The following is a 26,572-nucleotide window of genomic DNA, read 5'->3' as shown; positions in this document are numbered from 1 at the left end:
CAGCCGTCAACGATGAGTGTTGCTATCGGATCAGTCTCACCGAACGAAATCGGCAAAACATCTGGAGTTAATATTGAAATGAAACTTGATGCCGTAACCAGCGTTTAGCCCGTGTGAACATGTCAATCGCATTTTGAGAACAAAACAAAAAAAGGTCTGTCCCTGGATTTGGACATCCATGACGACAGACCTGACTACTCACATTCTCCAGCTTGTTTCTCCAGAAACGCACGAATGGAGGGATCCATGCACAATCCGATGGCGCGGCTATAAGCGGCACGGGCTTGTTCGTACCTCTGCATCCGCTTGAACAAATGGGCGCGCAGGGCCCAATAAGGTTGATAGCTCTTGACCGCATCGGCCGGCACTTCTTCCAGCAGCGCCATCCCGATTTCGGCTCCACGCGCCTCAGCAACGGCTGCCGCCCGGCCGACGATTGCGCCGATCGTTGGCGCGATACGTACGAGCCCCTCGTATAGCAACGCGATCGCTTCCCACTCGGTTCGGCCAGTCCAGGCACGCTGGGCGTGTACGGATTGAATCGCCGCTTCAAGCTGGAACCGCCCGATGCGGTTCCCTTGCGCGGCAACACGCAGGCAATGCTCCGCTTCCTCGATCATCGTGACTGACCAACGAGAATGATCCTGTTCAGTTATCGGAACATAGTCACCTGCCTCATTGCACCGCACATGGCGGCGTGCTTCGCAGTGCAGCATAAGCGCCATCAATCCCAGCGCTTCTGGCTCCCCCGGCATGAACCGTAAGATCAGTCTTCCCATGAAAATCGCTTCTTCGGCCATTCCTTTCCGGCGTGGATCTACGCCGGCCACATCATCCCAGCCGCTTCCATAGGCTGCATAGACAGCTTCAAGCACAGCTTCAAGGCGCTCAGGCCATTCATCCTTTCCGGGCAAATCGAAAATAATGTCGTCGCTTTTTAGTTTCGCTTTCGCGCGGGTAAGGCGCTGCCCCATCGTTGCAGGCTTAACAACGAAGGCAGAAGCAATGCGGGCTGCGTCAAGGCCAAGCACGGACTGGAGCATGAGCGGTGTACGCACGACTGGATCAATTTCGGGATGGGCGCAAATAAACAGCATCTTGAGCCGTTCATCCGGAAAAGACGCTTCGAGTTCGGCCCATTGCTGCGTATTTTTCGCCATTGCGATCAAAGTCTGCTCCGCACCGGCATGCACTCGGGCATGCCGGGTACCGTCGATCAGTCTGCGCTGCGCAGAAGTAAGCAGCCAGGCCTCGGGATTATCCGGCACTCCGGTCACAGGCCATGATTCCAGCGCGGCCAGGAAAGCATCGGCAAGCGCATCCTCCGCTGCGGCTAGGTCACGCCAGCGCACAGCCAGAAAAGCAACCAGACGGCCGTAGGAATCACGGGCCGTCTGTTCAATCCGTTGATGAGCATGCATGGCGCTCATAACGAAACTGGATGCAAGTTAGGGCGAACCTCAACCGAGCTGCCGGGACAACGTGCTGCCCATTCCAATGCGGTGTCCAAATCTGGCACGTCGATGATCATCAAACCGCCAAGATGTTCCTTGGTTTCGGTGATCGGGCCATCCTGAACCAGCAATTCACCACCCCTGAGGCTAAGCGTGGTTGCGGTTTCGGGGGCCTCGAGACCTGCACCGTTTACAACAATGCCTGAATCGAGCATCGCTTTGACATAATGGGCCCAGCTTGCGGCATATGCCTCCTTGTGAATCGGATCGTTTCGTTTGGCGAAATCCTCCGTCGTTTCATACATTAGCAGTGTGTATTTCATGGTTATTGCTCCTCTCAACATTCATAATGGGGTTGTTTCATGTCTTCACTATAATGACGATCCAGTTCGATGAATTTCTACATCACGAGAATTTTTTTTTGAATGTCAGATGACCTGCTTTCGCCTGCTACCATTTCGGCTCCGGAGCACACCTTTGTTATAAATTTTTCGTCATCCTATTACACTAAAATAATACCATATATTAGGACTATCCTACCCTTTAGTTGAGCAACGGCAGCCGATCGATCTGATAAAGGGCAATCGTAAAAGACAGCAGACACAGTATTATTGCTGGGATCGCTTTTTTAAATGGATCACGTGCGATCACAAGCAGAATAAAGACTGCAACCAGCATTGTCGCTCCTAGAAGTAATCCGGATAACAAAGCTACGATAGGATACCATATCCCTACTATCATTCCAATGGAGCATATTATTTCAATAAACCCTGTTAAGAAATTAAATATGGACGGAAGACCAAATCGACTAAATTCATTTGCCATTTTACCAGAGATTATTTTCGTTCCTGTTATCATGAAGAAAATGCCCAATATAACTTGGAAAATAATAACTAACATACCGTAATCACGCTCTTTCAAGTTTTAATTTTTTGATATTTATATGCTATAGCATATAAATGGTGGACTCACACGAGTACATGGATATTTGAGTTGGGTCCCTTCAATTCGTTATGTCTCATCTCGAATTGCAACACGCACTTCAAGATGCCTAGGCACTACTCTTCTTTTACGCTTGAATACAGTTTGCTAAGTAGCTCATGTAACTGTTGAAGTTCATCTTTACTTAAATTTTTGGTAACATGATCGTGAGCAGCCGTTACAATTGGCAAAAGTTTTGTTTTGAGACTCATTCCTTTGTCGCTAAGGAACAAGTTGTGGGATCGTTTATCAAAATCATTCTGTATTCTTCTTACTATTTCTTTTTTTTCAAGTGAATAGATCATCCTCACAACAGTGGTTTGATCTCTATCAATGGCTTCAGCAAGCTCTTTCTGGCTCGTTGCTCTTTCCGCGTCAAGTACATTGATAATCCCCCATTGTTCAGGAGTTACTTCATATTGTTTAAGTATTTTCGTGAAAAAATTAGTCATTTTTACATCTGTTCGATGAACAAGAAAACCAGTGAGATTATTTAGCTCCATAATATATGCTCTCCTCTCTGTAAGATAAATATATGCTATAGCATATAAAATATCTTAAAAACTCTTGTTTGTCAAATGGGACGGCTCACTCACTTTTCGCTTAACGGAGGACGCCATAAATATGCTTTCTCAAGGATACTTTTTATTAGTGGGTCTTTAAGATTAGTGTAGGTAGCTCTGTCGTTAACATATTGATGAGCCAATTTAACCTTCAAATCTTGATACTCTTTGGCATCGTTAGGATGTGTTCGTAGATAATCACGAAAAATGATTTGTTTGTTCCAGTAAGCTCCCTCAAGCGTAGCAACACTTAAATGGAACTTTGCCCTGGGAAGTCCTTTTCGAAAAAACAAACGCCCTGGTACTCCCGCGTTTCCCCGAAACACATAATCTACAGACTCCAATTTATTGATATCTTCAACTTTAAATTTATTGATGTCTTGAATCCCAACAATGATATCAATTATTGGCTTCGATGCAAGACATGGAATAGATGTACTTCCAACATGATGTATATTTAAAGCTGTGTAACCTAATGCATCGCATATAACCATCTTTTCCTTATTAAATTCCTCCACCCACGATGGGGTGTACTCACGGAGTTCAACCCAATTAGGGTCATACATTTGTTCTTCCATCACACTTAACTTAACCAAGTACATTCTTCCAAAAAGATAGTAAATAAAGATATTAAATAATCCAAGTTCAATTGGCAATTTAAAGGAAGTTAATAGTACTATTATGATTGTTAGCACAGAAATAACCAAATGAAATAAAATCGATCTATAAAAATTTATCAACAATAAACAATCATCCCCTAATTCTGTAAACTTACGTTCATCGTTAGTGTAACGCTGCTTGTTCTTATTATTCCTCTTCTTGAATCTCTTTAAGAATGTCCGTAATTAGGACTGCCTTAGACTCTACAAGATCATTTCTCAACCAAGCCACACATTCCTCTGAAAGACTATTGCGTTCATTTAGAAAGTGATTTATCCATGTAAACACTTGTTTTGACTCACTTATACCCATGTAAAACATTGGACGAATGGCTATTTTTAAAAGCGCCCGCTTGAGATGCTGACGAGCAAGAATAACTTCAGGGACGACTTCTAAGAATCCGTTCGCAGCAGCTTCACAGTTATAGCTTGGGATCCAATTTCCAATCATTTCTACAATCCGGTTGTCCTCGAGATCACATGATCCATCTTTAATGCTATTAAGCAGTATGTTAATCTGTTCCCAAGAAGTTCCTTGCATATCTATAAGTCACCTCAACCACCTTTGATTTTTACAAGCCTGGACGAAAACTGCAAACTGTTGATCATCCTAGTGATCTAAACCATCCTTCAGATAAAAAGACAACCCGCTGAACATGTTGTCCACTGCGAGCACAAGTTGCTTATACCCTTCCTCCATCGATAGCAGCGCTTCTGTTTGCATGAACTCTTCATATTCTTCATCAAGACATAGCATGCGGCCTCATAATCAACACTAGTTATACGATCCTTGAAAAAATTGAGCAATCGCTCATTAATCTTTCTTATGATCTTCGTTGATGAAATACACGCTTCTTCATCTCCTGTGTCACAGAACGTATTAAGTAAAAAGACATTTCAATCTCATCCTCAGTCACTGTATTAGAATGAGTAACTACATTTCGCATTTCGGAGACTATTTCATCCAATGTCCCTTTAATTAGATCACCGTCTTTTGAATGAAAAGTAAATAATCCTTCATCGAAGGAAATATCTTTCACATTGAATTTATTCGGTATCGGGATGTAAGTCCAAGTTAGACTGGGTTGATCTCTTATTAAGCTTTCTGCACATTGATATATTTCCGCTCGATATCTATTAACATATTGAGTTTGTTCTATGTCGCACTCAAATGGCCTTTCTTCTAATACAACGAAAAGTTGAGAAAAATCATTAGAAACCGCAAAGGGCTCCTTTATAGAACAAATTAGTTTCTTGGCCTTGTCATTCCCACTAAAAGCTAAACACAAAGTTCTTTCCATATAGAGATTATTATAAGGGTTCAAAAAAATCACCTCGATAATTAGCTTAGCCATCCCTATGACCCAGCAACTCAAATACAGGCCATTATTACATACTTTTTATTCCATTAATCCGCCCGTTAGCGTGGAACGGACAATGGTGGCACGGTTCTTCGCAGCCACAAGTATCACTTTGGCTCCCCTCATCTTCAACGCTTACTCTAATGTAACGATGAGGGTATGGAAGGAACAAATGTCCTATATACATATTACACATCTATGCTAAAATTCAATTTGATATCTTTCATTGAGAGGGTGTTGTTATTTTGATTAGAAAAGCGTTTCTGAGAGATTCCCAAGAGATCGCTAGACTTTCAAGCCAATTGGGCTATCCAGTGGATGTCCCCCAACTTGAAGAGAGATTCCAATATATCTCTAACCACAACGACCATATTGTTTATGTGATGGAATCAAACCATATTTTGCTCGGATGGATTCATGCTAATGTCCGTTTCTTAATCGAATCGCCGCCTTTTGTTGAGATAGCTGGACTTATCGTCGACAGTGCTTATCGAGGAAATGGGATTGGCAAACAATTAGTACAAGCATGTGAGCAATGGGCAGCAGAATCCGGATTCACAAAAATTAGAGTGCGTACCAATCAGACTAGATCAGATGCCGTCCAATTTTATAATCGAATTGGTTTTACAATTAATAAATCGCAGCATGTGCTTGATAAAGAAATTTAGCGATCGACACCGCTCGTTGCTTTTTCAACCCTCGATCATACCAAGATACCTGATTTCCTTCCCTTCTAATTTAACAATTAGTATTGATCGTCCACCATCAAAAATTTCTACTCCAACGGGAAGTTTAGTCGCCATTTCGTTTTCAAAAGTAAGACCCTTCTTATATTGACTTTTAATTGCTCCGACTTTCTCACCAATTGTTAATTCTGTTTGTTGTACCCATTCAATATTACTTGCGTTAGTGTAAATGATTCCTTTGTGTTGAAAAACATCTGCATTCGGATTTTGAACGAGAATTTCTTTAGCTGTCGGATTATGAGTTGTTTGGTTACATCCTGTTAGCATTAATAAAGCAATTAAGAAAGAAATGAGTATCTTCATCAATTACACTCTCCCCTCCTATATATCAACGTTGGATGTATTCAATTTGTTCCAGCTTTTGTTGAACATTACTGACATCAAAAACCAGCTTAAATCGGCCGGTCTTTAATTGCATGGTTATACTGTTTGAATTGGGTCTGTTATTTTCCTCAGTGTAAAAACCTGCGAAAATGCAGGAATTTCCGGGCAAATTCGGTTAAAAAGTGGAAATGCCTGCAATTGTGCAGGTATTTCCATCTTTTTCATCCGCTTATCCAGAAAAGGCCTCAAAAGCCTGCACAAACGCAGGAATTTAACATTTAATCGGATTCCAAGAGCAAAAAAGATGCATAATTGCAGGTTTAGAGAAAGTAACTGGAGCCCGAGAGTAGGAGGCACATCAAGAGATGATCTGAACCTGTAACAGTATCTATACACTTTTGCTGGTACTAAGGAAATGTGGCTCACGTATCATCACTACTTTTTCAATATACCTATATATTCTTTCCAAGGCCCAATGTCCGCCCTGTATCTCTCGGCCATTACCCGTACGATTTGAGCGGTGTGTGTTAAATCATGAACAACCCAGGTAGAAAGTAATTCTCTTAACTTCACTATACCTAATCTAGGGTGTAAACCCGTCAATTCAAGATTCAATTCAGTATCCATAAGAACTTTAAGTTTGGTTAGATTTTGTGTTCTTAGTGTTTTAAATTCAATTAACTTTTGTTCAATTGATGACCTTTCATTGATATGAGAAGAGCGATCAAGTGAGGGAAGTGGTTTACTTTCGCCTTCCTGAATAATAAACTCTAACCTTGGCATCCACGCATCATTCTCTAACTCAATAAGGTGTTCAATGACTTCAGTGACAGTCCAGGTTCCTTCGCCTTCATTGCAATTCAACCATGTATCCGATAGTCCAGATAAAAAAAACTCCAATGCTTGTGGTGTTCGTTCCAGAACCTCAATAGCTTCTTTCATATTAAAATTCATATAACTGCTCCTCTCTATGAGTCATCTAATTTCACAAAATATACCAAAAGATATAAAACTATTCGCGAAAGAATGGATATTTCCTCTAAAAACGATGCGGCCCATTGGCGCGATCACGCCATACAAATGCGCGAGCGGCGCGGATACCGCGCTGCGATACGGATTCGTCGCCTGAGAGAATGTGCTACGGTAAGGAAGGGGCGTCAAGTCCCTCACCTCACCTACCTCAAGGCAAAGGAGATCCATATGTACATTCGCTCAGTTTTCCCCGCGTATAAGATCCGCAGATCGCTTTTGGCTTTGATGATTGAAGCTTTATTGATTGCAGTCTTGTTCATCCCGCCAGCCGCGTATGCGGCCGAGACGAAGGCGCCTCAAGGCGGACCTTCCGATCCGAAGGAGACGGAAGCGTTCATCGATAGCTTCTTCAACCGGCCGGACATTCAAGCAAAGCTCGCGGGCGCCGTTATCGCCGTCGTCAAGGACGATCGGACGCTGCTAGCCAAAGGATACGGCTACGCCGACGCGGAGCGTCAGACACCGGTCGATCCCGATAGTACGCTGTTCCGTCTGGCCTCTCTTTCCAAAACATTTACCGCCACCGCCGTCATGCAATTGGCCGAGCAGCACCAAGTCGATCTGGACCGCGATATCGGCGGCTATTTGAACGGGCTCCGGATTCCGAACAATACGGGCGCTCCGCTGACGCTCAAGCATTTGATGACGCACACGAGCGGCTTCGACCAAACGGAAGCGGATACGGACGAGGGCGACCCTCAGGACGTTTACCCTTTGGAAGCGTTCGTCAAGGACAATCTTCCTACCGTCATCCGAAAGCCGGGAGAAGCGTTCAGTTACGACAACTATGCATACGACCTGCTGGGTTATATCGTACAAAATGTCTCTGGCAAACCGTTCGATACCATCGTCGCCGATCACATCTTCGCGCCGCTCGGTATGAACGACAGCCATTTGATCCTTACGCCGGACGTGCAAAAACGGCTTGCCGTCCCGCATGACGGAGCCGGCGAACCGCTTCCGCAGTACGCCACATTCCCGAATAATTCGCCAGACGGAGGCCTCATGTCGACAGGGGCCGATATGGCCCGGTTCATGAGGGCTGAGCTAAACGGTGGCAAGCTGGGAGATGCGTCCATCCTGAGCGCGCAGTCCATTCGGGATATGCAGCAGCTTGACGTATCGATTCATCCCGACATTCCGGGCGTCGGCTACGGCTTCGAATCGTCATTCCCGGAGTACGCGAACGGGCAAACCGTCGTCGATAAAGCCGGCGTTTCTTCAGGCTTTCAAGCGCAAATGTGGCTGCTGCCCGAACGCAAAACAGGGCTGTTCATTGCATTGAACAGTGCGCAGCAAGCGAGATCGATCCGCTCTCAGCTGTTCAAATCGTTCATGGATCATTATTTTCCGGAATCGCCAAATCCACCGCAAGAAACAGCGCCTCCCATAAGCCAGACGAAAGATCAGCTTCGGCGTCTGGAAGGCTTTTACCGCGATTTAAGGCTACCAATGTGGCATTACGATGTAGTCGCACAGGTAGGCGGACTGCTTGTCACCGACTCTTACGGGACGCATCGCTTGAAGCAAGTCAAGGAGCTGCTGTTCGAGGATGAAGACGGCAGAAAAGCGGCTTTCAAGGATGGCAGCGAAGGCAAGCTGTACTTTTCCTATAATAAAGCCGACAGTTGGTCGGAAAAGCTGCCAGGGCCGAAACCCTTCTCCGATGTGCCAGACAGCCACCCCTATGCGAGATTCATCTACTATGTTCAGCAGCAGGGCTTGCTTGCGAAAGAAGACAGCCTGACGTTTAAACCGGATCAGCCGATCACCCGCGCTCAATTCGTCGGGCAGTTGATGAAACTATCGGATATCCCTTTGTCCCCGGAACCAGTGTCGTTCGCCGATGCCGCGCAAAGTCCGTATGCCGCCGAAATCCAGACGGCTCTTGCGTTAGGCCTCGTCAACGGCACGACCCGCGATGCGTTCGAACCGGACCGGCCGATCATCCGTCAGGAAGCGGCCGTCATCTTGTCGCGCGCGCTGCTGCTTGGCTTCGGCTCGGCCGGAGCCGTTCCGCAGAAAGCCGCGCTGAAAGGCGAGACCGACGACTGGGCGCTGAAAGGCGTGCAAACCGTCGTCGCCAGAGGCTACTACGGCCCAGAGGTCGTTGCGGACGCAACCGGCGCGGTCGACTATCGGTCGAAGCAGCCGATGCTGCGCAAAGAAGCCGCCGCGATGTTTTATCGCTTTCCATAAACGCACTTAGGAGCAAACCTCCCGTTGACGGCGAGGTTTGCTCTATTCTTACGGCATGCATGTTATACTTGAAACGGGTGATCGCATACAATGAACGGACTGAAACGTTTGCTGCCAAAACAAAAAAACGGCCGATGGATTGCCGCATCCGTCATTTGTTACCTTATGCTTGCCGTTTATATACATATGGTTTCTTTCAATGCGCCTTACATCGGCATCGAGCTTGGGCAATCATCCGGTGCCGGATGGCCGGTCGAATCGATCGACGAAAGCGGCAAAGCGGCGGTTTGGGATATTCAGCCAGGCGACAAGATCTTAGCCATGGACGGCAGTCCCCATCCGAAACTAGTAGCGACCGTTTCCGGGGCCATCTTGACCAGAGCGGGTTATATCGCCGTGGAGAAGCAGGACGGAACTCGGCGCGAGTTCCGAAGCGCTCCCGTCCCAAGCGACATCATCCAGATGATCATCTCGGCCGCCTTGGAATTAACGCTGCTCGGCATCGGCGTTTTTGCCGTTCGGACGAAGCCGGAATCGCGCATTATCCGCCAGTTTTACATGCTGAACGGGTTGATGGCGCTATGCGTGCTGAGTCAGTTTTCAGACGAGAAAACGGTGTCCGAACTGATCATCATTTTATGCTCGATTTGGCTGCCGCACCTGCTTCTTTCTTTTTATTTGCTGTTGGTGTTCCGAACTGTCCATACCCGGTTCAAGAAGCTGCTTACAGGCTATCTGGTTTATTCGATCGCCCTCTCGCTATCGCTCGTTTACTTCATCGCGGCCGGTCAAGATGTGTACAATTGGGTCATGGACATACTCAATTTGACGGTTGTCGGCACACTCCTCCTGCTGGCGGGCATCACCTTCGCTTACTGGAAAACGTTCGGCCGACCGGAGCAAAACCAACTGCTCGTCCTGTTCTCCGGGCTGTTCTTAAGCCTGCTGCCATATACGGTTCTATACGCCATTCCGATACTCCTCGGGGAGGAACCTATCGTCCTCATCAAATATACGCTCATCGGTCTCATTCCATTTTCCGGCGCGATCACTTACCTGCTCATCGACAAGAGCATGCTCGATATCCGGCTTTATTTTCCGCGGCTGCTCATTCACGGCATTTATTTGGGCAGTTCATTCGCGCTGTTCACTCTCGCTGCCAAAGGGCCAGCGGTCGTGCCCTATCTGCTTTTTGTGCTGTTCGCCCTGCTGACTTTCGTTTATCACAAATGCTTGCAGCGCTATCAGCGCAAATCCCAGCGGCACGCAGAATGGCTGGAACGACAGAAGCTCCAGCTGTATAAGCAGCTCGCGGAGAATGGAAACAAGCCGCATGCACAGAGCGACATGATCCCGTACAACCGAATCCTGCTCGAGGCGCAGCAGTCTGAACGCATTCGCACTACGTACTATTTGCACGATCATTTGCTGCAAAATTTGATCTTTTTGTCGCGGGACCTGGAGGAACTGCACGATACGGGGACAGCAGACAAAGAGCAAATCGCCGTCTGGCTGAAATGCGTCTACGACTCGCAGCGCGATATTCGAACGCTATGCGACGATTTGTACCCGCATATTATCGACAAAGGGGATTTGAAAGAGGCGCTGCACTGGCTCATGCGCACGATGCGGGAAAAAGGAGATATCCGAATAGAACTCGCTTACGGGCTCCCTCCTGGAGAACCGGCAAGCGAGCTGATCAAAACGAATTTGTTCCGGGCCATACGCGAAATCGTCCATAACGCCTTCAAGCATTCCGAAGCGACCGACATGACAATCCGATTATGGATGGACCGGCAAACAATCTACTGTCAAATTACCGATAACGGCAAAGGATTCGACATTGCGTCGGTTCTGTATCCTTCTCCTGAAGGGGAAAGAAGGTTCGGCCTTCTGTCTGTACACAGCCAAATTCGCCACCTCGGCGGGGATACGGATGTCGACTCCTCCCCGGGAAACGGAACGGTCGTCACGATCAAACTGCCATACGGAACGGAGGCGCATGCCCATGCCTGACCAAATAAGAGTCGTGCTGCTCGACGACCATCCTCTTGTACTTGAAGGGTTGAAAAACCGGCTCGAAAAGGAGCCGGACATCGAGGTCCCCCAAACGTTCAGCGATCCTCGCGAGCTGCTGGAGAAAATTGGCGACTGCCGGCCGGACGTGCTTGTCATGGACATCTCGATGCCTCATTTGAACGGATTCGAGCTGGGCAAAATGCTGAAGGAGCGCTTCGGCCATTCTCTGAAAATCATTCTGTTGTCCGGCTATACGTATGACGAGTTTTATGCCAAAGCTTATGAAATCGGGGCGCATGCCTACTTATCCAAGCAAAGCACCTACGCTCAGATTATTAACGCTATTAAACAAAGCGTGATGGGCTATGCACTCGTTTCAGAAAAAATGATGGCCGGGCCTCCCGATCAACTTACCCCGAAGGAACGAGAGGTTTTGGAACTGGTCGCTATGGAGTTGACGAACAAAGAGATCGCCCTGCGGCTGGCTATCAGCCAGCGAACGGTCGAATACCATCTCACATCGATCAATCAGAAGCTCGGCGTCAAAACACGCATCGGTGCGGTTGCCAAAGGCTTCAAGTCAGGGCTGCTCGGTTCTTACACCCAAGATGATAAGTGACGGCTTTAAGTCGTCGTTCGCTGTCTACTTGAAATTATGTGCATACTCATGCAGAAATGCGTCTAGCGTGCGGGGCTCTCTGCCGAGCAAGCTCTTTACAGTGTCCGTAGGACTTTCCGGCACCAACGTAGACATGGTTTGAATTTCCACAACGTGGTTCGCAAGCCAAGGAGGCATATGCCCGTGCTCGATTAAATTGCCGAGCAGTACTTGAGAATCCATATCGATGTAGCGTATTGGACGTTCGAGCAGCCCAGATAGTTTATCCGCGATCTGAGGATAGCTGAAAATTTCCGAACCAGTGAGCGTATATATTTGTCCCGATGCTTTGCGATTAGTTAGAACCTCTGCGGCAACATCTGCGATATCTCGGCAGTCAATGAAATTACATGGTGAATCTCCCATGGAGCCGAAGAAAGCATTTTGTGCTGAGATCGTTGGTGCAAGGCGCAGCAAGTTTTGCATGAACGCATAAGGACGCAATACCGTATAGGCGATACCAGATGCGCCCAAAGTTTTCTCGATTTCGTGATGCCAGCCCGCTACCGCCACTGGAGATTTCGTTTCATAGGCAGGACTGGATATCTTGACGATATGTTCGATCCCTGCTTCGACGGCAATGTTAATGATCAAAGTCTCCAATTCGATTTGTCTTGGGCTGTTGGACATGGCTAGGAAAAGTTGGCTAGCTCCTGCAAATGCACGGCGCAGCGATTCAGGATCGGCAGCATCAGCCGATGCCACCTCGATAGTTGACCAGCCTTTTCCCCCGAATTGATCACGCAACTTCTCAGCTTCTCTGCTCAGCGCCCGGGCAGGTACGCCAAGATCAACCAAACGTTCCACAAGCCTACTTCCTATCGTACCTGTTGCTCCAATAATCGTTATCATTTGTTATCTTCTCCTTTGAATGAATAATTTGTTGTGATGGCATCACGCCACCGCCATGTCACTATCGTGCTTGCTATGAAGCCAGATAACGGGAAATCGATCCAGACCCGATCGACCCACGCCAATTGATCCATTGGAATCATAGTTCCCAGCAAATCAGCTGTCACCCATGCGGCGAATAGGCCAAACGCTATCCCCGCCACCCCGAACATCCCTACCACAACCAAACGATGTGGACCGATGATCCACCTCTTACGGGCTCCTCGGCTTCGCAGCCAAAGACCAAGCATCCAAGCCACCAATGCCGACGTTACGCCAATTGTCGTCAATGCTCCAATTTGAAGACTCCTGTCGGCAGTGACCAGTCCCCCGATACCTGCCATAATTGCAGGAGCAATATAAGCCATTGCAACTTCTCGCCACAGTATAAAGTTCTTTCTCTTGGATCCAGCAGCCTTGATGTCATAAACACCGTCTGTCTGATTCTGGTATTTCATCTTGCTCATGTAGTTACTCCTTTCCTTCTATAAATTTTCAGCAGCTAATTTCCCTGGCATGTAATTAGGAACCTAACTATATAGGAGTGAAAATGGGCTAGTATCACTAGCCCGTTTTACTCATTACTGAAGCTTTGCTTTACTTCGACTGATTCGTCTGTAAGTGCTGAGATGCCTTGTGTGACTCGGCCTAGCAGGTCGAGAAATAAGCTGCGTTCCTCGATATTGAGTAGACCCACCATTGCTTCCAGCCGAGCGAAATGCTCAGGAGCCATCTCACGGAGTTTCTTCGCACCTTCCTCCGTCAAAACGACCGATCTCTGACGGCCATCCACTGAGCTTGTACGCCGGGATACTAGACCATCTCGCTCAAGAATGTCGATAAGGCCAGTCACTGTAGCACGTGTAACACCTAGATGCTCCGCTAATTGCGAAGGCAACTCCTCTCCTTCATTGTCTTCAAGATCAGCTAATAATCGATAGCGCCCTGTTGATAAACCGAATCTGGAGAAATGAATTTCCGAAGCGTGTCCAAGCTTAGCTCCCGCTGCCATCAGCCTAGATGCGACGAGTATCGCCTGTGCGTCAATGTCTAGGTTATAGCGATCAATCTGCCTCTTGGATTGTACAAGCGATGGAATAGCATCAATGTCATTTATTTCCTTATTATCTTTGTTCATATATATAGTATGGCACCTAATCACTTTGGTGTCAACTGGAATTTTGCCCACCTCTCATGACGATAAATGCCTTTTTAATAACAATAGCGCTTTGGCCCGGTCATTGGTGCCGATTTTGGCATAAATGTCACTTAAATAGTTCTTCACCGTTCCCTGAGTCAAAAATAATTGTTCGGCAATTTCTTTAGAATTATATCCCTCTATCAGCAGCCTTGCTAGGTCAAGCTCTCTTGGCGTTAGCTCGAATTCCTTGCCTGCTTTTTCAAACTCACTGTTCTTATTGCGGATATTGAGAGCAAGCTTTTGTGCCACTTTGCCAGTAAGCAGCAGATTACCGGAAAGTGCTTCATCAATGGATTGAACAAGCTTCTCTCCGTCGATGTCTTTAAGCAAATAACCGGAAGCTCCGTTGCATAAAGCCTCTATGATATACGCATCATCATCGAAGGTCGTTAAGATGAGTATAATCACATGCGGGTGGAGCTCTTTAATGGCTTCGGTTGCCTTTACGCCTCCCATACCTGGCATACGGATGTCCATCAGGATGACATCCGGGACAACCGAGCGAAGCCGTTCAAGCGCTTCTTCGCCGGTTTGAGCCGTCCCAACAATCTCTATCTCCGCTCTTATCGAAAGTAAAGTTTCCAGACCTTCAAGCATAATTTTCTGATCATCCACAAGCATGACTCTGATTTTGCGATCGCTATCCATTAACCGTCCCCCTTTGCAACAGGCATCTGGACATGGAGTACAAATCCCTTCATCGGCTCACTTTGCACATGCAATTGACCTCCGATGGCCTCAATTCTTTCTTCCATTGATTTCAGACCAAACCCATATAAGAATGAATCGCTGCCGCTTCCATTGTCCTTTACCCTAATATGAATCGTATCTTGCTGCTCAAAGACAGAGATCTCAATGGCACTTGCTTGGCCATGTTTGAGCGCATTGGTGATGGATTCCTTGATGAAATTGATCATGACATACTCCTGAAGAGAGATGAGAGGGGTGAGCGCCTCATAATGAAAAATAAATTGAACACCCGTCTGCTTCTCCGTATCGTTCAGGATCTTCTGTATGCCTTCCTTAAGCCCCAAGTCGCCAACGGTCCCGTCCTTTGCTTTCAATGTTTTGACAACTTGACGGATGTTGCCAAGTCCTTGCTTCAGCTGCTCGCGTGCGATGCGGATCTTCCGAAGAGATTCCTCCGGTTGTCTATCGAAGAGCAGTTGGGCTCCCTCAAGGGCGACGATCGCTGTAGTTAACGTGTGTCCCACCGTATCATGAACTTCTTCCGCAATCCTCGTTCTCTCTTTTAATGCCGCCATCTCTTCTCTCGTTCTAGCTTCTTGGATCAAAGATTCGTTCAATCGAAGGCTAATATCCCTTTGATTGAGCAGCAGCTTGGTGCTCCAAATGGGGATTACCAAAAACGAATAGCTCAAAATATGGAACATATTCCACCATACATTTTCTCCACCTGCTGACCACAAAAAAATGTAGGCTAAATATCCACCATAGGCAAACGGAAAAGCGTACCACGACTTGTACTGCAAGAGAAGATCCGCACTAAAGAGAACAAATACGATACTCTCAATTTCTGTTCCGCTTCGCAGGAATAAAAAAAAGAGGAGAACGATTTCGACAATCGGGGATATGGCTGCAATCGGATGATACTCGGGATGATTCAACACTCGTTTCGAGTGTCTTAAGAGATAAAGCCCGATCAGGATCATAACAACAATAAAGCCTTTAAATTGAGATACAACAAAGTAAAGCAATAGCAGGACCACGTAAGCGCATGCCAGTCCATAGAAAAATAATCTCGCTACTTTCGTATTGCTTAGTGTATGAACGGTTGAAAAACTCATGAATCACACATCCCTTTACATGGAACACTTCACACGAAACCTAAAATGACCGCAGTAACGGCAATAAGCAAGGGAATGGCTTCCACCCCGTGAATGATGACAGACGGCCAAAAGCTGCGATATTTTGCGTTCAAAAAGCCGTAAAAAATCGATCCGACGAGAAGCAAAGGGATATCCGACATCTTATGCAGGTGATAGGCAGCGAACAAAACCCCGTTCATGGCCCAATCCCCTTTTCCAAAGGCTCCCTTCATTTGAGGCAACAGAATGCCTCTGAAAAATAATTCTTCTCCGAGTAAATAGTTAAATAAACAACTGACAAGGGCAATTCCGAGCAAATACCAGTCACCTACAAATTCAGGGCTCACCAAATTTTGTATCTTTGCATAATCCGCAGGAGCCATGAAAGGGAAAAGCCGGTTCATCGTTTCTCCCATAAACGCGAACAAACCTGAGCTTTCAAAGAAAAAGGCGTACAGAATGATCGGAATCGTGAATGAATAAGCGAGTTTGTAGACTTTAAATGTTTTCGGATGAACCGGATGATTCAACCAGAGTCTTTTTTTCAGCTTTGCCCAGCTCAAATGGCCAAGTTCCTTTTTCAAAAGAATGACTGATAGTACAAACTGCCAGATCATGCCGACAATCATTAGCATCCAATAGAGAATACCCGGATGTATACTGACGATTGGCACCAGGACTGGCATCAGTCCGAATCGAATAAGGAACATCGGCAACGTAACCAAAGCCCATAAACCCAATATTTTGCCAACACTATACTGCTTGATCTCTATTTCGTTATTCAACCTTCCCACTCCTTCTCGATATATTTACCGAAGTAACTATATTAGAAAAGGCCATCATATGATAAGTGACGATCGTCATAAACCATGGATTGGATCTGAAGTGTTAGAGTATCAAAAAAACATCGTGCCGAAAGAAGGGAGTTCTCCCCACAATCGGACGATGCTTTCATCGCTCAGTTCGTTTAATCAACCGTTAATAATTGTTCGATAAACCCGCCAATTTCCAATTCCCGATCAACAAAATGGATTTCCAAAATCCAATCTCGCGGGTGACCGTTTTTATCCGGTTCTCTCATAGAAATATGATTCTCGGGATGAATATAGTTCTCAACTTCTTCTCCCTGGATTTCTTCGTGAGGGAATTCACCTATGAGATGACCTGCGTGTGGTCCTCCGAATTCCCAACCATATTTGTGCGCAAGATCACTAACAAATGCGAACAATTCACTACCTGTCATATTAGGTTTAGATTGAAAATAGGTTTTCCCTTCTGCCCAAGCCTGCGCAATATCATGACGTAGTTTGGTCTTATTTGGATCTTGTCCAAGCACGTATGTCCGGCCGAAATCAGCCTCCCAATCTTCAAAAATCGGACCAAAGTCGAGAAAAACAATATCATCCTCAAGGACGGTCAAGTCGGGTGGATTTTCTTTGTACGGATGCAGCGTGTTTTTGCCCGCTCGGACAATACGTTTATGCCAGTATTTCTTAATTCCGAACATTTGGAACGCCAACTCATAAATATCACGATTAATCTGCTTTTCGGTTGTACCGCTCCTTAAAATATTCTTATCTTCGATCGCTTGGAAAAGTTCAGCCGCTTTCCTTTCAGCCTCTCGCAACGAAGCATGTCTATTCTCCACAAATGAATTCATATGTATCTCTCCTCTGTCGAAGTTCCTCTAGCTTAGATATAATATTATGCTCTATGTTGTCATCCATCAAGATTTGATGATTAGCTATCAACCGTAGAGGTTCGTATGTGCCAATTAATACGGAATGTTGAGCTTTTTGAAACAAAGGAAGATCATTCATATCATTTCCCATGCATACAAAAGATTCTAGTTGCAGACCCGTTTGCTTCAATCCCGTCATTTTATTAACATTTTTATTTGTAATATCTAGGATGCCTTCAGCGGAATGGTAGTGAATAGTGACATCGAGCTGTGATATGTTTTGCGACAATTCCTCGAATCTACTGCACGACAGAACGACAATTTTTATAAAAGATTCAATTTGATCCAATTCCACGTGTTTAGCCACCTGATTTTGATCTATACTCATAAGGAGAGGATGCTGTTTCTCTTTCTCTGTTCTAATCGCGTAGTTCAGTGTATCATCAATAAGAAAATCAGCCTGATAGTCATCTAGGAGCTTAATAATTTCATTCGCTAACTGAGATGGAATCGGATTATAGTAAAGAGGTTTTCCCTCGTTGAAAGCCATAGCTCCATTAGCGCCGATCAAAAGATGATCATAAAAGCGGTCATCCAATATGGGCAGCATATCCCGATACGGCCTTGCCGAAGCAAATCCGATAAAGTGACCTAATTGTTGCAGCTGCCATAAATAATCTAAAATCCTTTTGGAAATTGGCTGCCCTTTAAAACAAATCGTTCCATCCATATCAAAAATAAAGTTCATTCATCATCCACCCCAATTACATTGATGTAATCAATAGTAAATAGAACTTCATCCTAGTTAAAGGGACAGAACGAACAAAGTCAATAGGACAAGAGGGTTAAAGAGCGTTAAACAGGCTCAAACCATGCTTCGGTTAACAGCTTTATGCCAAGATGTATCTCCTTACAGCTTAATGCCCCGTATCCAAGCAGAACTGTCGGGTACTTCCCTGTCATTTGGTACCTATACCTAGATGTCCCATACACTTGTACGCCATTCATCTTGCCCAACTTAATTAATTCGGATTCTGATTTACTGGACTTTACTGTAACGAATGCATGTAAACCCGTATCTTTGGCTTCAACTTCCACAAAATACTGACTATTCTGCGATATGGCATCGAAAAAAGCTTTAGACTTCTCTTCATATTGTTTCCGCACTTTCTGCAAATGCTTGTACCAATAACCATTGGATACATATTGTGCAAAGGTTAATTGATCGAGTCGCGACACAGGTTGATCATATTCGGTTACTCTTGAATGAAATAAGGACAATACTTCATTAGGAAGTACTGCATAGCTTATATTCGTGACTGGTAAAAGTGTTTTTGAAATTCTGCCAATATAAATAACTTTCTCAGGGGCAAGACTTTGAATAGAAGCCACGAACCCATTTTCATATTTATATTCCGCGTTGAGCCTGCCTTTTCGGCAGGCTCGGGGCGGGATCGACGCTTTTCCCCTTCCGAGACGGCCTTTTTCGCTGGCTCAGCTTGCTTTCGCGGGGATCCTGCCTGCTTCGCGCGTTGATACTGCCTTTTCGGCAGGCTCGGGGCGGGATCGACGCTTTTCTCCTCCCGAGACGGTCTTTTTCGCTGGCTCAGCTTGCTTTCGCGGGGATCCTGCCTGTTTCGCACGTTGAGCCTGCCTTATCGGCAGGCTCGGGGCGGGATCGACGCTTTTCTCCTCCCGAGACGGTCTTTTTCGCTGGCTCAGCTTGCTTTCGCGGGGATGCTGCCTGCTTCGCGCGTTGAGACTGCCTTTTCGGCAGGCTCGGGGCGGGATCGACGCTTTTCTCCTCCCGAGACGGTCTTTTTCGCTGGCTCAGCTTGCTTTCGCGGGGATCCTGCCTGCTTCGCGCGTTGAGACTGCCTTTTCGGCAGGCTCGGGGCGGGATCGACGCTTTTCTCCTCCCGAGACGGCCTTTTTCGCTGGCTCAGCTTGCTTTAGCGGGGATCCTGCCTGCTTCACTACAGGAGAAAGAGACGTCCATCCCAAATTGCTGGGATGAACGCCAACGGTGCTGCCGTTAATTTCCGTATACTTCGAACTCGTAAATGCGGGCGTTACTGCGATCACCGGGAGTCTGTGCATACCCGGCATCGCTTTGAACCGTTGTCGTAATGTATAACCGGACATAGCGGCTGGAAAATGAAGCTACCGTCCGATCTGTTGACGGGGCCGTATTCCCCGTGACGGGATCAACGTCCGTCCAATTCGTGCCATCGCTGCTCTTCTGCAGCTTGAAATCCTTCGTATTGTAGCTGGCTGCTTCCCCGTTCGAGCCCGCGTGCTTGACGACCCAGCGATTAATGGCATAGCTGGTTCCCAAATCAACCTTCAACCACTTGTCTCCGGGCACGAGATTCAAAGGCTGCGACGTCCATTTGGTTGTTGTTCCTCCATCAATGGCTTTCGCCGCGGATTCGGTGGCATTAATCTCATCACTTGCGGTCACTGTTTTGTTTAGTGCCACATTAGACGGAGCTGCCGCCCCCTCGTAAAACGCGATTTCAGCGATTTGCAAGTTCGCATCGCCATTATTGGCAGATACGTCTAACCGATAATTCGTATAAGCCGTGTTATTCGCGAACGTATAAGCCTTAACCTGCAGCCGATTCGCGAATGTTTCATTCGTTCTCGTGTCGAGCGTCGTCCAGTTCGTTCCATCGTTGGAGCCTTTCAGCGTCCAATTCTTCGGATCTCTTGCCGGAACGTCATTCGCTGACGTAATCTCATATTTATTGATGACTTTAGCCGTTGTATAGTGATACTGAATCCATCCTGCATTCGTGAAAATGAGCCACTTGGTTGCCGGGGAACCATCGAAAGCTTTTTCCTTCTCTTCACCACTTGGACTGTTCGTACTGCTTGCGGTTACCGTTTCGATAGATGATTGCCCTAACGCTTGATTCATATTGCTCAGAATTGTCGCATAGGAAGTCCCGTCCAGCGCAAGGTGTATCGTCTCATTAGCCGACGTTGGAAACGTCAAATCGGTTCCCGACATTGTGCCGCTATCCACTCCGTTGCGGTAAACGCGCACCGTCTGCCCGCTCCATGGATTGGCAACCGTCGCGGTTTTGCCTTTTTCGCTGATGATGCGGACATATTCAACTTGATTGTTCTTCCTGCTGCTCGAAATGAGAAACGCACCGTCTGCGCGCAGGTCCCCATATTTCGCGTCAGTGCCCGTCGGCCAGTTCGCGAACACCCTGATTTTGTTCTGGAACGATTGCAGCATCATTTCGGCTAAAGTTGCCGGCACAACGTTGAAATTCTCGATGCCGCCACCACCGGTTTTAATATGCATATTGGCGTAGCTTGCGCTGCTGACGAACGATGAAAGCTGACTCAGAATCGTCGCTGGATCATAACCAACCCTCGCTGCTGCCGGATAAAATGTATTGGTGCCGTTGCCGTCAGTCCAGCGGGCCATCTGGCCGACCATGTTTTTGGAAGTTTGGATCAGTGATGAGCTGCTTGATAGACCGATCTGGCGGCCAGGATAAATGTGTTGGATACCAATCGCGTTATCGGTGCTCCAGTCCCGCCCAACTTCTGTATAGCGGAATACGGTCTGACTGTTTCTCGTCTGCGTTGGAAATGCACTAAGATTGTTCAGGATGTTCTGCCATGTCGATCGGAGCGCCGTATCCTGACCGAGAGCCGTACTGATGTCTATGCAGCCTTGAAGCACATAACGGACCAAACCGAGCGACATAACCCCATTGGTTTGAGGATATACATCACCTTCATGCTGAGCATCGTTAGTAATGACATATCTTGAACCGTCCCACGTCAAATAGTTCTGCCAGAACTTCGCCGTCTCTTTCAGATAGGCATAGATCGAATCCGCATAGGCCGAATCAGCCGTCGCATAGTAGTGGTCGAGCATGACCGTCGCTCCGAACACGGCATTAGTTTTTTGGTTATGATAATTTCCGTCTGTGTCCATCGTGAAAGGACCTATGCCGACGGGGTAGTAAACCCCAGTAAATCCAGCGCCCGAAGCTGCGGTTTGCGCTTTCGGAATCCAGTCGAGGATGGGCTTGTCGTATGCGCTCGCAAGTTCAATATGGTTCGTAGGCATAGCGAAATAAAAGGGCGCCTCTGTGTTGTAGTTCAGATGGTAATCGCCGCCCCAATCCGAATTGCGGGCTATCCAAGCCCCCCACAGCCCTGGAGGCGCTTCACCTGTTCTAGAGCTGCTTCCGAGCAAATACAGTGAGCCGTAGAAGGACTTCTCAATCGTCTTGTTCGGAATTTCGACGAAAGATTTCGTATAGAAGGCATCCCACCACGATTGATGCGCAGCTTTCAGCGAATCTATATCGGGTTGCGTTTTGGAGCTGATATTGCTTAGCGCTAGCGCTTGATAATTAACTGAATCTTTATTGCTCATGATACTTGTGACAAGTGTGTACGTGCTGCCGGGTGTTAAAGTGAACTGAAGCTGATTATTGCTGATCGTTCCCGTCGTACCGATAACTCGCGTTGCCACGCGGGCTTTGATCGTCGATATGCCATTCACCGTATCGGCACTGTCCGCCCTGACATCTCGGTACAGAATATCCCCTGATGAACCAATCGAGCTCGTGAATGTATTCTGATTGGCTGGGGAGAGAGAGATCGTGGCGTTCTTCGAACCGCTTCCCGTGTACGTAAACTTCGTCATAAACAGATTGTTCGTCGTGTCTGTCGCCTGCACCCAGCTCGACGTGTTGATGGTATTGCCCGAAAGTGTGAACGTACCGTCCACTTGCGCGCTGACCAGCTTCTGCTCCGTCAAATACGACGAGCCCGTCATGCCCGAAACGGCGATGCCCAATCTGACCATCGATTTCAATTGACGCTCCGCAACGGAGAAAAATTCATTTTTGCCGAGCACGATCGTCATCGCATCCATGTTTCCGACCATAACGGCGCCAACATCTCCGTTGCCCAGCAATGGGGCGTTGGTCGTGTTGCCGAAATTGCTATTACTCGGAGGCGAAGTCCATGTCCCTTTGTATGCGCTTACGATTCGTTGTGCATGATTGGCCGTAATCGTATCCGCGCTCGCTGAGGGAACCCCAACCGTTGTTATGACCGATACGCTCGCTACGATAATAGCCAAACTAGCAGCCCATGCTTTTCTCATTACTAAAACCTCCTCATGTTTGTTAATACGTATTGAACTCGTTAGACAAAAAGCCGCTTCACCTTTTTACAAAGAAGAGAAGCGACTGTCCATCCCAGATGTGTTTTACTTGGATGCTTTCCAAGCATCAATTTGTTTCTGCATTTCGGCCAGAATATTGTCCAAGCCCGCCTTTTTCAACTTCGCATTCATCGTTGGCAAGGTCGTGTCCGGATCGGCAATTCCCGTGATCAGCCCAGCATAGAATTCGTCCACGACTGAGGCGGTTTGCGCCAATTCGCTCTTCACATTGCTTGGATCGAACGAGAAACCTAACAATTTGGACGGAATAGCTGCGGCATTCTTATCAGGGCCTGCTGGATACCATTTCGGCTGAGTCGCGCTTGTGCGGAACGAATTGAACATATTGCCGTACTCCCAACCGGAGTCCATCCAATAACCGGCATTGTCGACTTTTTTGATCAGACCATCCGAAACCTTCGTATAGTGCTTGCCTTCAATACCATAGTTCATCAAATTAAACAGCTCAGGATCGGCATACATCAGGTTGTAGAACATCATGGCTCTTGCTGGATCTTTAGACGTTCGGGAAATCGCTGTCATTGTTGCGATAATAGAGCCTGTGCTCATATAAGGCTTAGAGAACTCTATAGCTGCTACATTCGCTGCATCTCCGCCGCCAAATCTTTGAGCCTGGTTCGCGGCTGAATCCGGATTAATAACTGTAAATGTGGATGACACATATTTACCCGCCAATTCATCCGAGTTCGTGTCTTTAATCGTTGCCGCATCTTTGCGGATGATCCCTTTGGAATACCACTCGCGCATTTGTTTCAAAAAGGCCGTGAACTCCTGCGTTTCATATAAATTCACAACTTTGGACGAGGCATCATCGATTCGGATAACACCGGGATTTTTCTGGGAGAAATATTCAAGTCCGATCGCGGTGCCGTAGTTGCCCATCACATCGGTGTCGCCTTTTAGACTAAACGGATATTTGTCCGGTTCAGCCTGTTTGACTTTTTCGAAAAACGGCGTCAAATCGGCCAATTTTTTAAATTGATCGGCTTTATAGCCATATTTGTCCAAGTACGTTTTGTTCATGAGTAAGCCCGGTGTGCGAGCCAGAACTTGGGTATTAATAATGCCATACAGCTTGCCTTTCACCTTCGCGGCATCCCAGGCGGATGGGGGGACCTGCTTCGTAATATCAGAACCATATTTCGCTAACAAATCCGTAATGTCGAGGAATGCTCCTTTGTTTACGTTTTGCAGATAATCATTCGTCCAGTTCGATGTGAAAATCAGATCCGCTTTCTCCCCTGAGGCTGCAATCGCTTGCATTTTCTGATCGTACGTACCCCAATCGACTAATTGAATATTCAGCGTGGCGTTTATTTTTTCTTTCGTAATCTTGCTCATCGCGTCCTGCACAAGTTTTGCATCCGGGAATACGCTTTGCGGCAAATACCAAGTAATTTCATAAGGCTTAAGCTCTGCTGTGGCTGGACTAGCGGCAGCACTGCTTGCCGGAGAAGAAGGCGCGCTGCTGACTGGCGAAGGAGATGCACTATTATTGTTGGCCGTGCAAGCGCTAAGCAGCATACTGATGGACAAGCAGCTTACAATAACGGGTGACAAGGTTTTTATTGTTCTATTTTTCATATTCGAACCCTCCTAATGTCATGTTACAGGCAGTACAATCTATTATCATCCGATCCGGATTCGGATTGACAAACACTTACCTTCAGTTAGCCTTTAACCGCGCCAACTGTCAATCCTTTGATCAAGTATTTCTGGAAGAAAGGGAACGCGAACAACATTGGGCCAGCCGCCAGAATGGCAATCCCCATACGGGAAGATTCAGCTGGAATAGCGCTCATATCAATGCTGATCCCCGCTTGCATGTTTTTCGTCAAAAACTCGATATTAGACATGATCCGCTGCAAGAAATATTGAAGCGGTATCAATTTTTCATTTTGAATATAGAGCATGGCAAGCCACCAATCGTTCCAATACGCCAGTGCGTAGAACAAGCCTACCGTGGCCAGCGCTGGTTTCGACAGCGGAAGAACGATCCGCACAAAGGTGCTCAGTTCCGACGAACCATCAATTTTGGCAGATTCAATAATTTCAAAAGGCAGGCCATCCATGAAACCTTTCATAAGCATCGTAAACCACGCGCTGACGCCATAAGGAAGAATCAAGGCCCAAATCGTATCCTGAATGTGCAACACGCTGGTTGTGATAATGTACGAAGGAACTAAACCTGCATTAAATAGCAGCGTAAAGAAGATGAAGTAGCTCGTAATTTTGCTATAGCGATAATCCTTGCGGGTCATAATGTAAGCAATGGAAGAAGTGAGAATCAAGCTTAACGCAGTTCCCACTACAGTCACAAAAATCGTAACCATATAGGATTGAAGCAGCGCTTTTGGCGTTTGGAAAATGTACGAATACGCGACAAACGTAAACCGTTTGGGAATCAGCTGATAGCCATACTTCGCGATGTCCCCGTCAAAAGAAAGCGAGACAGAAATGACGTACAGCATAGGGTAAATGAACAAGATGGATAGAACAACAAAGAATAGAATGATCAGCCAGTTATTTTCCGACTTTTTCTTGATAGATGGACGCACCGTCACCCTCCTCCCTAGAACAAAGCGTTGTCCCGATTAAATTTACGAACGAATAAATTAGTCGCTACAACCAGAATCAAACCAACAATCGCCTGATACAAGCTGGCTGCAGACGCCATACCCAAATCTCCAACAACGCGCAGCGAACGGAACACATACGTATCAACAACATCTGTCGTGGCATACAGCATTCCCGCATCCCTCGGCACAAAGTAGAACAGTCCAAAATCCGAATAGAAAATTCGGCCCACATTGAGCATGAACAGCATCGTAATTAATGGCAATATGAGCGGGATGGAAATTTTTCGAATTTGCTGCAACCGGGAAGCTCCATCTATGGAAGCGGCCTCATAATAACTGTTGTCGATGGACAGCAAGCCTGTGAAGAAGATGATCGCGGTGTATCCGACATTTTTCCATAAATACGTTAGCAGTAAAATAACCGGCCAATACCCCGGCTTGCTATACCAGTCGATGGGGGCAAAATGAAGCTGCTCCAACGTCTTATTGATCACGCCGAAGGAAGGGTTCAGCAAGATGTAGCTGACAAAACCTACGACAACCCATGAAAGAAAATAAGGAAAGAACAAGATTGTTTGGAACAGTTTGACCCATCGTCGGCCTAATTCGGCCAGCAATAAACCGATGACCAGAGCGCAGGACATTCCCACGACAATAAACAACCCGTTTAATAACAGAGTGTTCCGTGTAATCCTGAGCGCATCTTGCGAGTTGAAAAAAAACTTAAAGTTATGAAGCCCTACCCAATCGCTTCCCCAAATGCCTTTGGTATAGTTAATATCCTTAAATGCGATCACGATGCCATACATCGGCAAGTAGTAAAATACAAACACAACAAGTACCGCAGGCAAACCGATGAAAAATAAGCTCCTTGCTTTCCAGAAATGTTTCCATTCCTTCTGTAAGGCGGTGAAGATTCCCAAGTATGATTCCTCCTTCTGTAGGTGTTGCTTCGTCCTTTGCGATTTCATCATACGAAATCCCCTGACGAATTGAATACTGCTCATTTTTGCGCCTGCGAAAATGTACTGTAGTTTTGAAATCCGGCCGGATTTCAACTGTACTTTACACAAAAAAGCCGCCGACACAAGGGTCGACGGACTTTTTTGTATGCTGAGACTGCCGAAAAGGCAGGCTCGAGACGGAAAAACCATCAAATCCCATT

The 26,572-nt window shown here is 46.6% G+C and carries 27 protein-coding genes; 4 read left to right on the top strand and 23 right to left on the bottom strand.

Annotation, left to right across the window (positions count from 1 at the left end; translation table 11 throughout):
* Positions 1 to 194 precede the first annotated feature (194 nt).
* The 8 genes from BC351_RS30770 to BC351_RS30740 all read right to left on the bottom strand — a co-directional run bounded on the left by BC351_RS30770 (position 195) and on the right by BC351_RS30740 (position 5,012).
* Positions 195 to 1,421, bottom strand: a complete 1,227-nt coding sequence (locus BC351_RS30770) for an RNA polymerase sigma factor (protein WP_079418283.1) — start codon at positions 1,419 to 1,421, stop codon at positions 195 to 197.
* Between the two features lie 5 nt (positions 1,422 to 1,426).
* Positions 1,427 to 1,777: a YciI family protein gene (locus BC351_RS30765; protein ID WP_079418255.1), complete on the bottom strand. Its 351-nt coding sequence runs from the start codon at positions 1,775 to 1,777 to the stop codon at positions 1,427 to 1,429.
* Positions 1,778 to 1,997: 220 nt separating this feature from the next.
* Positions 1,998 to 2,354 carry a DoxX family protein gene (locus BC351_RS30760; protein WP_079418253.1) on the bottom strand — a complete coding sequence of 119 codons (357 nt, stop codon included), beginning with the start codon at positions 2,352 to 2,354 and terminating at the stop codon, positions 1,998 to 2,000.
* A gap of 158 nt (positions 2,355 to 2,512) precedes the next feature.
* Positions 2,513 to 2,938: a MarR family winged helix-turn-helix transcriptional regulator gene (locus BC351_RS30755; RefSeq protein ID WP_079418251.1), complete on the bottom strand. Its 426-nt coding sequence runs from the start codon at positions 2,936 to 2,938 to the stop codon at positions 2,513 to 2,515.
* A gap of 89 nt (positions 2,939 to 3,027) precedes the next feature.
* Positions 3,028 to 3,594, bottom strand: a complete 567-nt coding sequence (locus tag BC351_RS30750; RefSeq protein ID WP_158082286.1) for a GrpB family protein — start codon at positions 3,592 to 3,594, stop codon at positions 3,028 to 3,030.
* Positions 3,595 to 3,805: 211 nt separating this feature from the next.
* Positions 3,806 to 4,198: a hypothetical protein gene (locus BC351_RS30745; protein ID WP_079418247.1), complete on the bottom strand. Its 393-nt coding sequence runs from the start codon at positions 4,196 to 4,198 to the stop codon at positions 3,806 to 3,808.
* A 69-nt stretch (positions 4,199 to 4,267) separates the two neighbouring features.
* On the bottom strand, positions 4,268 to 4,414 hold the full coding sequence (locus BC351_RS42500; RefSeq protein WP_158082285.1) for a hypothetical protein: 147 nt from the start codon (positions 4,412 to 4,414) through the stop codon (positions 4,268 to 4,270).
* Between the two features lie 67 nt (positions 4,415 to 4,481).
* Complete coding sequence (locus BC351_RS30740) at positions 4,482 to 5,012, bottom strand: hypothetical protein (RefSeq protein WP_079418245.1); 531 nt, start codon at positions 5,010 to 5,012, stop codon at positions 4,482 to 4,484.
* A 251-nt stretch (positions 5,013 to 5,263) separates the two neighbouring features.
* Here BC351_RS30740 and BC351_RS30735 point away from each other — a divergent pair, with 251 nt between their 5' ends.
* Entirely contained in the window at positions 5,264 to 5,686 is a 423-nt protein-coding gene (locus BC351_RS30735; protein WP_244209226.1) for a GNAT family N-acetyltransferase, read from the top strand.
* Positions 5,687 to 5,710: 24 nt separating this feature from the next.
* Here BC351_RS30735 and BC351_RS30730 read toward each other — a convergent pair whose 3' ends face one another.
* Together BC351_RS30730 and BC351_RS30725 are read right to left on the bottom strand one after the other, a co-directional pair.
* A complete protein-coding gene (locus BC351_RS30730; protein ID WP_079418241.1) occupies positions 5,711 to 6,067 on the bottom strand; it encodes a hypothetical protein in 357 nt (118 codons plus the stop codon).
* Positions 6,068 to 6,523: 456 nt separating this feature from the next.
* Positions 6,524 to 7,042 carry a DinB family protein gene (locus tag BC351_RS30725; RefSeq protein ID WP_079418239.1) on the bottom strand — a complete coding sequence of 173 codons (519 nt, stop codon included), beginning with the start codon at positions 7,040 to 7,042 and terminating at the stop codon, positions 6,524 to 6,526.
* 246 nt (positions 7,043 to 7,288) lie between these two features.
* Here BC351_RS30725 and BC351_RS30720 point away from each other — a divergent pair, with 246 nt between their 5' ends.
* The 3 genes from BC351_RS30720 (at position 7,289) to BC351_RS30710 (ending at position 11,957) form a co-directional block, all read left to right on the top strand.
* Positions 7,289 to 9,319: a serine hydrolase domain-containing protein gene (locus BC351_RS30720; protein WP_158082284.1), complete on the top strand. Its 2,031-nt coding sequence runs from the start codon at positions 7,289 to 7,291 to the stop codon at positions 9,317 to 9,319.
* Between the two features lie 90 nt (positions 9,320 to 9,409).
* Positions 9,410 to 11,335: a sensor histidine kinase gene (locus BC351_RS30715; RefSeq protein ID WP_079418235.1), complete on the top strand. Its 1,926-nt coding sequence runs from the start codon at positions 9,410 to 9,412 to the stop codon at positions 11,333 to 11,335.
* Positions 11,328 to 11,957 (top strand): response regulator transcription factor, encoded by a 630-nt coding sequence (locus tag BC351_RS30710; protein ID WP_079418233.1) that lies wholly within the window; start codon positions 11,328 to 11,330, stop codon positions 11,955 to 11,957. Before BC351_RS30715 ends, BC351_RS30710 begins: the two co-directional genes overlap by 8 nt.
* 24 nt (positions 11,958 to 11,981) lie before the next feature.
* Here the strand turns inward: BC351_RS30710 and BC351_RS30705 are convergent, their stop codons facing one another.
* The 13 genes from BC351_RS30705 to BC351_RS30645 all read right to left on the bottom strand — a co-directional run bounded on the left by BC351_RS30705 (position 11,982) and on the right by BC351_RS30645 (position 26,330).
* Complete coding sequence (locus tag BC351_RS30705; RefSeq protein ID WP_079418231.1) at positions 11,982 to 12,848, bottom strand: SDR family oxidoreductase; 867 nt, start codon at positions 12,846 to 12,848, stop codon at positions 11,982 to 11,984.
* Positions 12,845 to 13,354, bottom strand: coding sequence for a hypothetical protein (locus BC351_RS30700; RefSeq protein WP_144028578.1), 510 nt, complete (start codon positions 13,352 to 13,354; stop codon positions 12,845 to 12,847). Before BC351_RS30700 ends, BC351_RS30705 begins: the two co-directional genes overlap by 4 nt.
* Before the next feature lie 107 nt (positions 13,355 to 13,461).
* On the bottom strand, positions 13,462 to 14,025 hold the full coding sequence (locus BC351_RS30695; protein WP_079418229.1) for a MarR family winged helix-turn-helix transcriptional regulator: 564 nt from the start codon (positions 14,023 to 14,025) through the stop codon (positions 13,462 to 13,464).
* Positions 14,026 to 14,079: 54 nt separating this feature from the next.
* Positions 14,080 to 14,736, bottom strand: coding sequence for a response regulator transcription factor (locus tag BC351_RS30690; RefSeq protein ID WP_079418227.1), 657 nt, complete (start codon positions 14,734 to 14,736; stop codon positions 14,080 to 14,082).
* Positions 14,736 to 15,896, bottom strand: coding sequence for a sensor histidine kinase (locus tag BC351_RS30685; protein ID WP_079418225.1), 1,161 nt, complete (start codon positions 15,894 to 15,896; stop codon positions 14,736 to 14,738). Before BC351_RS30685 ends, BC351_RS30690 begins: the two co-directional genes overlap by 1 nt.
* Before the next feature lie 29 nt (positions 15,897 to 15,925).
* Complete coding sequence (locus BC351_RS30680; protein ID WP_079418223.1) at positions 15,926 to 16,702, bottom strand: CPBP family intramembrane glutamic endopeptidase; 777 nt, start codon at positions 16,700 to 16,702, stop codon at positions 15,926 to 15,928.
* 182 nt (positions 16,703 to 16,884) lie between these two features.
* Positions 16,885 to 17,577, bottom strand: coding sequence for a M24 family metallopeptidase (locus BC351_RS30675; RefSeq protein WP_079418221.1), 693 nt, complete (start codon positions 17,575 to 17,577; stop codon positions 16,885 to 16,887).
* The gene (locus tag BC351_RS30670) at positions 17,555 to 18,346 is read right to left on the bottom strand and encodes an HAD-IIB family hydrolase (protein ID WP_079418219.1); all 792 of its coding nucleotides are present in this window, start codon (positions 18,344 to 18,346) and stop codon (positions 17,555 to 17,557) included. Before BC351_RS30670 ends, BC351_RS30675 begins: the two co-directional genes overlap by 23 nt.
* 107 nt (positions 18,347 to 18,453) lie before the next feature.
* Positions 18,454 to 18,990, bottom strand: coding sequence for an aminotransferase-like domain-containing protein (locus BC351_RS30665; RefSeq protein WP_079418217.1), 537 nt, complete (start codon positions 18,988 to 18,990; stop codon positions 18,454 to 18,456).
* 643 nt (positions 18,991 to 19,633) lie between these two features.
* Complete coding sequence (locus BC351_RS42495; protein ID WP_158082283.1) at positions 19,634 to 22,747, bottom strand: discoidin domain-containing protein; 3,114 nt, start codon at positions 22,745 to 22,747, stop codon at positions 19,634 to 19,636.
* 105 nt (positions 22,748 to 22,852) lie between these two features.
* Entirely contained in the window at positions 22,853 to 24,412 is a 1,560-nt protein-coding gene (locus BC351_RS30655; RefSeq protein ID WP_079418215.1) for a DUF3502 domain-containing protein, read from the bottom strand.
* A gap of 86 nt (positions 24,413 to 24,498) precedes the next feature.
* Entirely contained in the window at positions 24,499 to 25,386 is an 888-nt protein-coding gene (locus tag BC351_RS30650) for a carbohydrate ABC transporter permease (protein ID WP_244209225.1), read from the bottom strand.
* Between the two features lie 14 nt (positions 25,387 to 25,400).
* The gene (locus BC351_RS30645) at positions 25,401 to 26,330 is read right to left on the bottom strand and encodes an ABC transporter permease (RefSeq protein ID WP_244209224.1); all 930 of its coding nucleotides are present in this window, start codon (positions 26,328 to 26,330) and stop codon (positions 25,401 to 25,403) included.
* Positions 26,331 to 26,572 lie beyond the last annotated feature (242 nt).

It is taken from the genome of Paenibacillus ferrarius (genome assembly GCF_002027705.1).
Classification (GTDB): Bacteria; Bacillota; Bacilli; order Paenibacillales; family NBRC-103111; genus Paenibacillus_E; species Paenibacillus_E ferrarius.
Note: the sequence above shows the minus strand (reverse complement) of the source record. Positions and strands in the feature narration are given on the sequence as shown.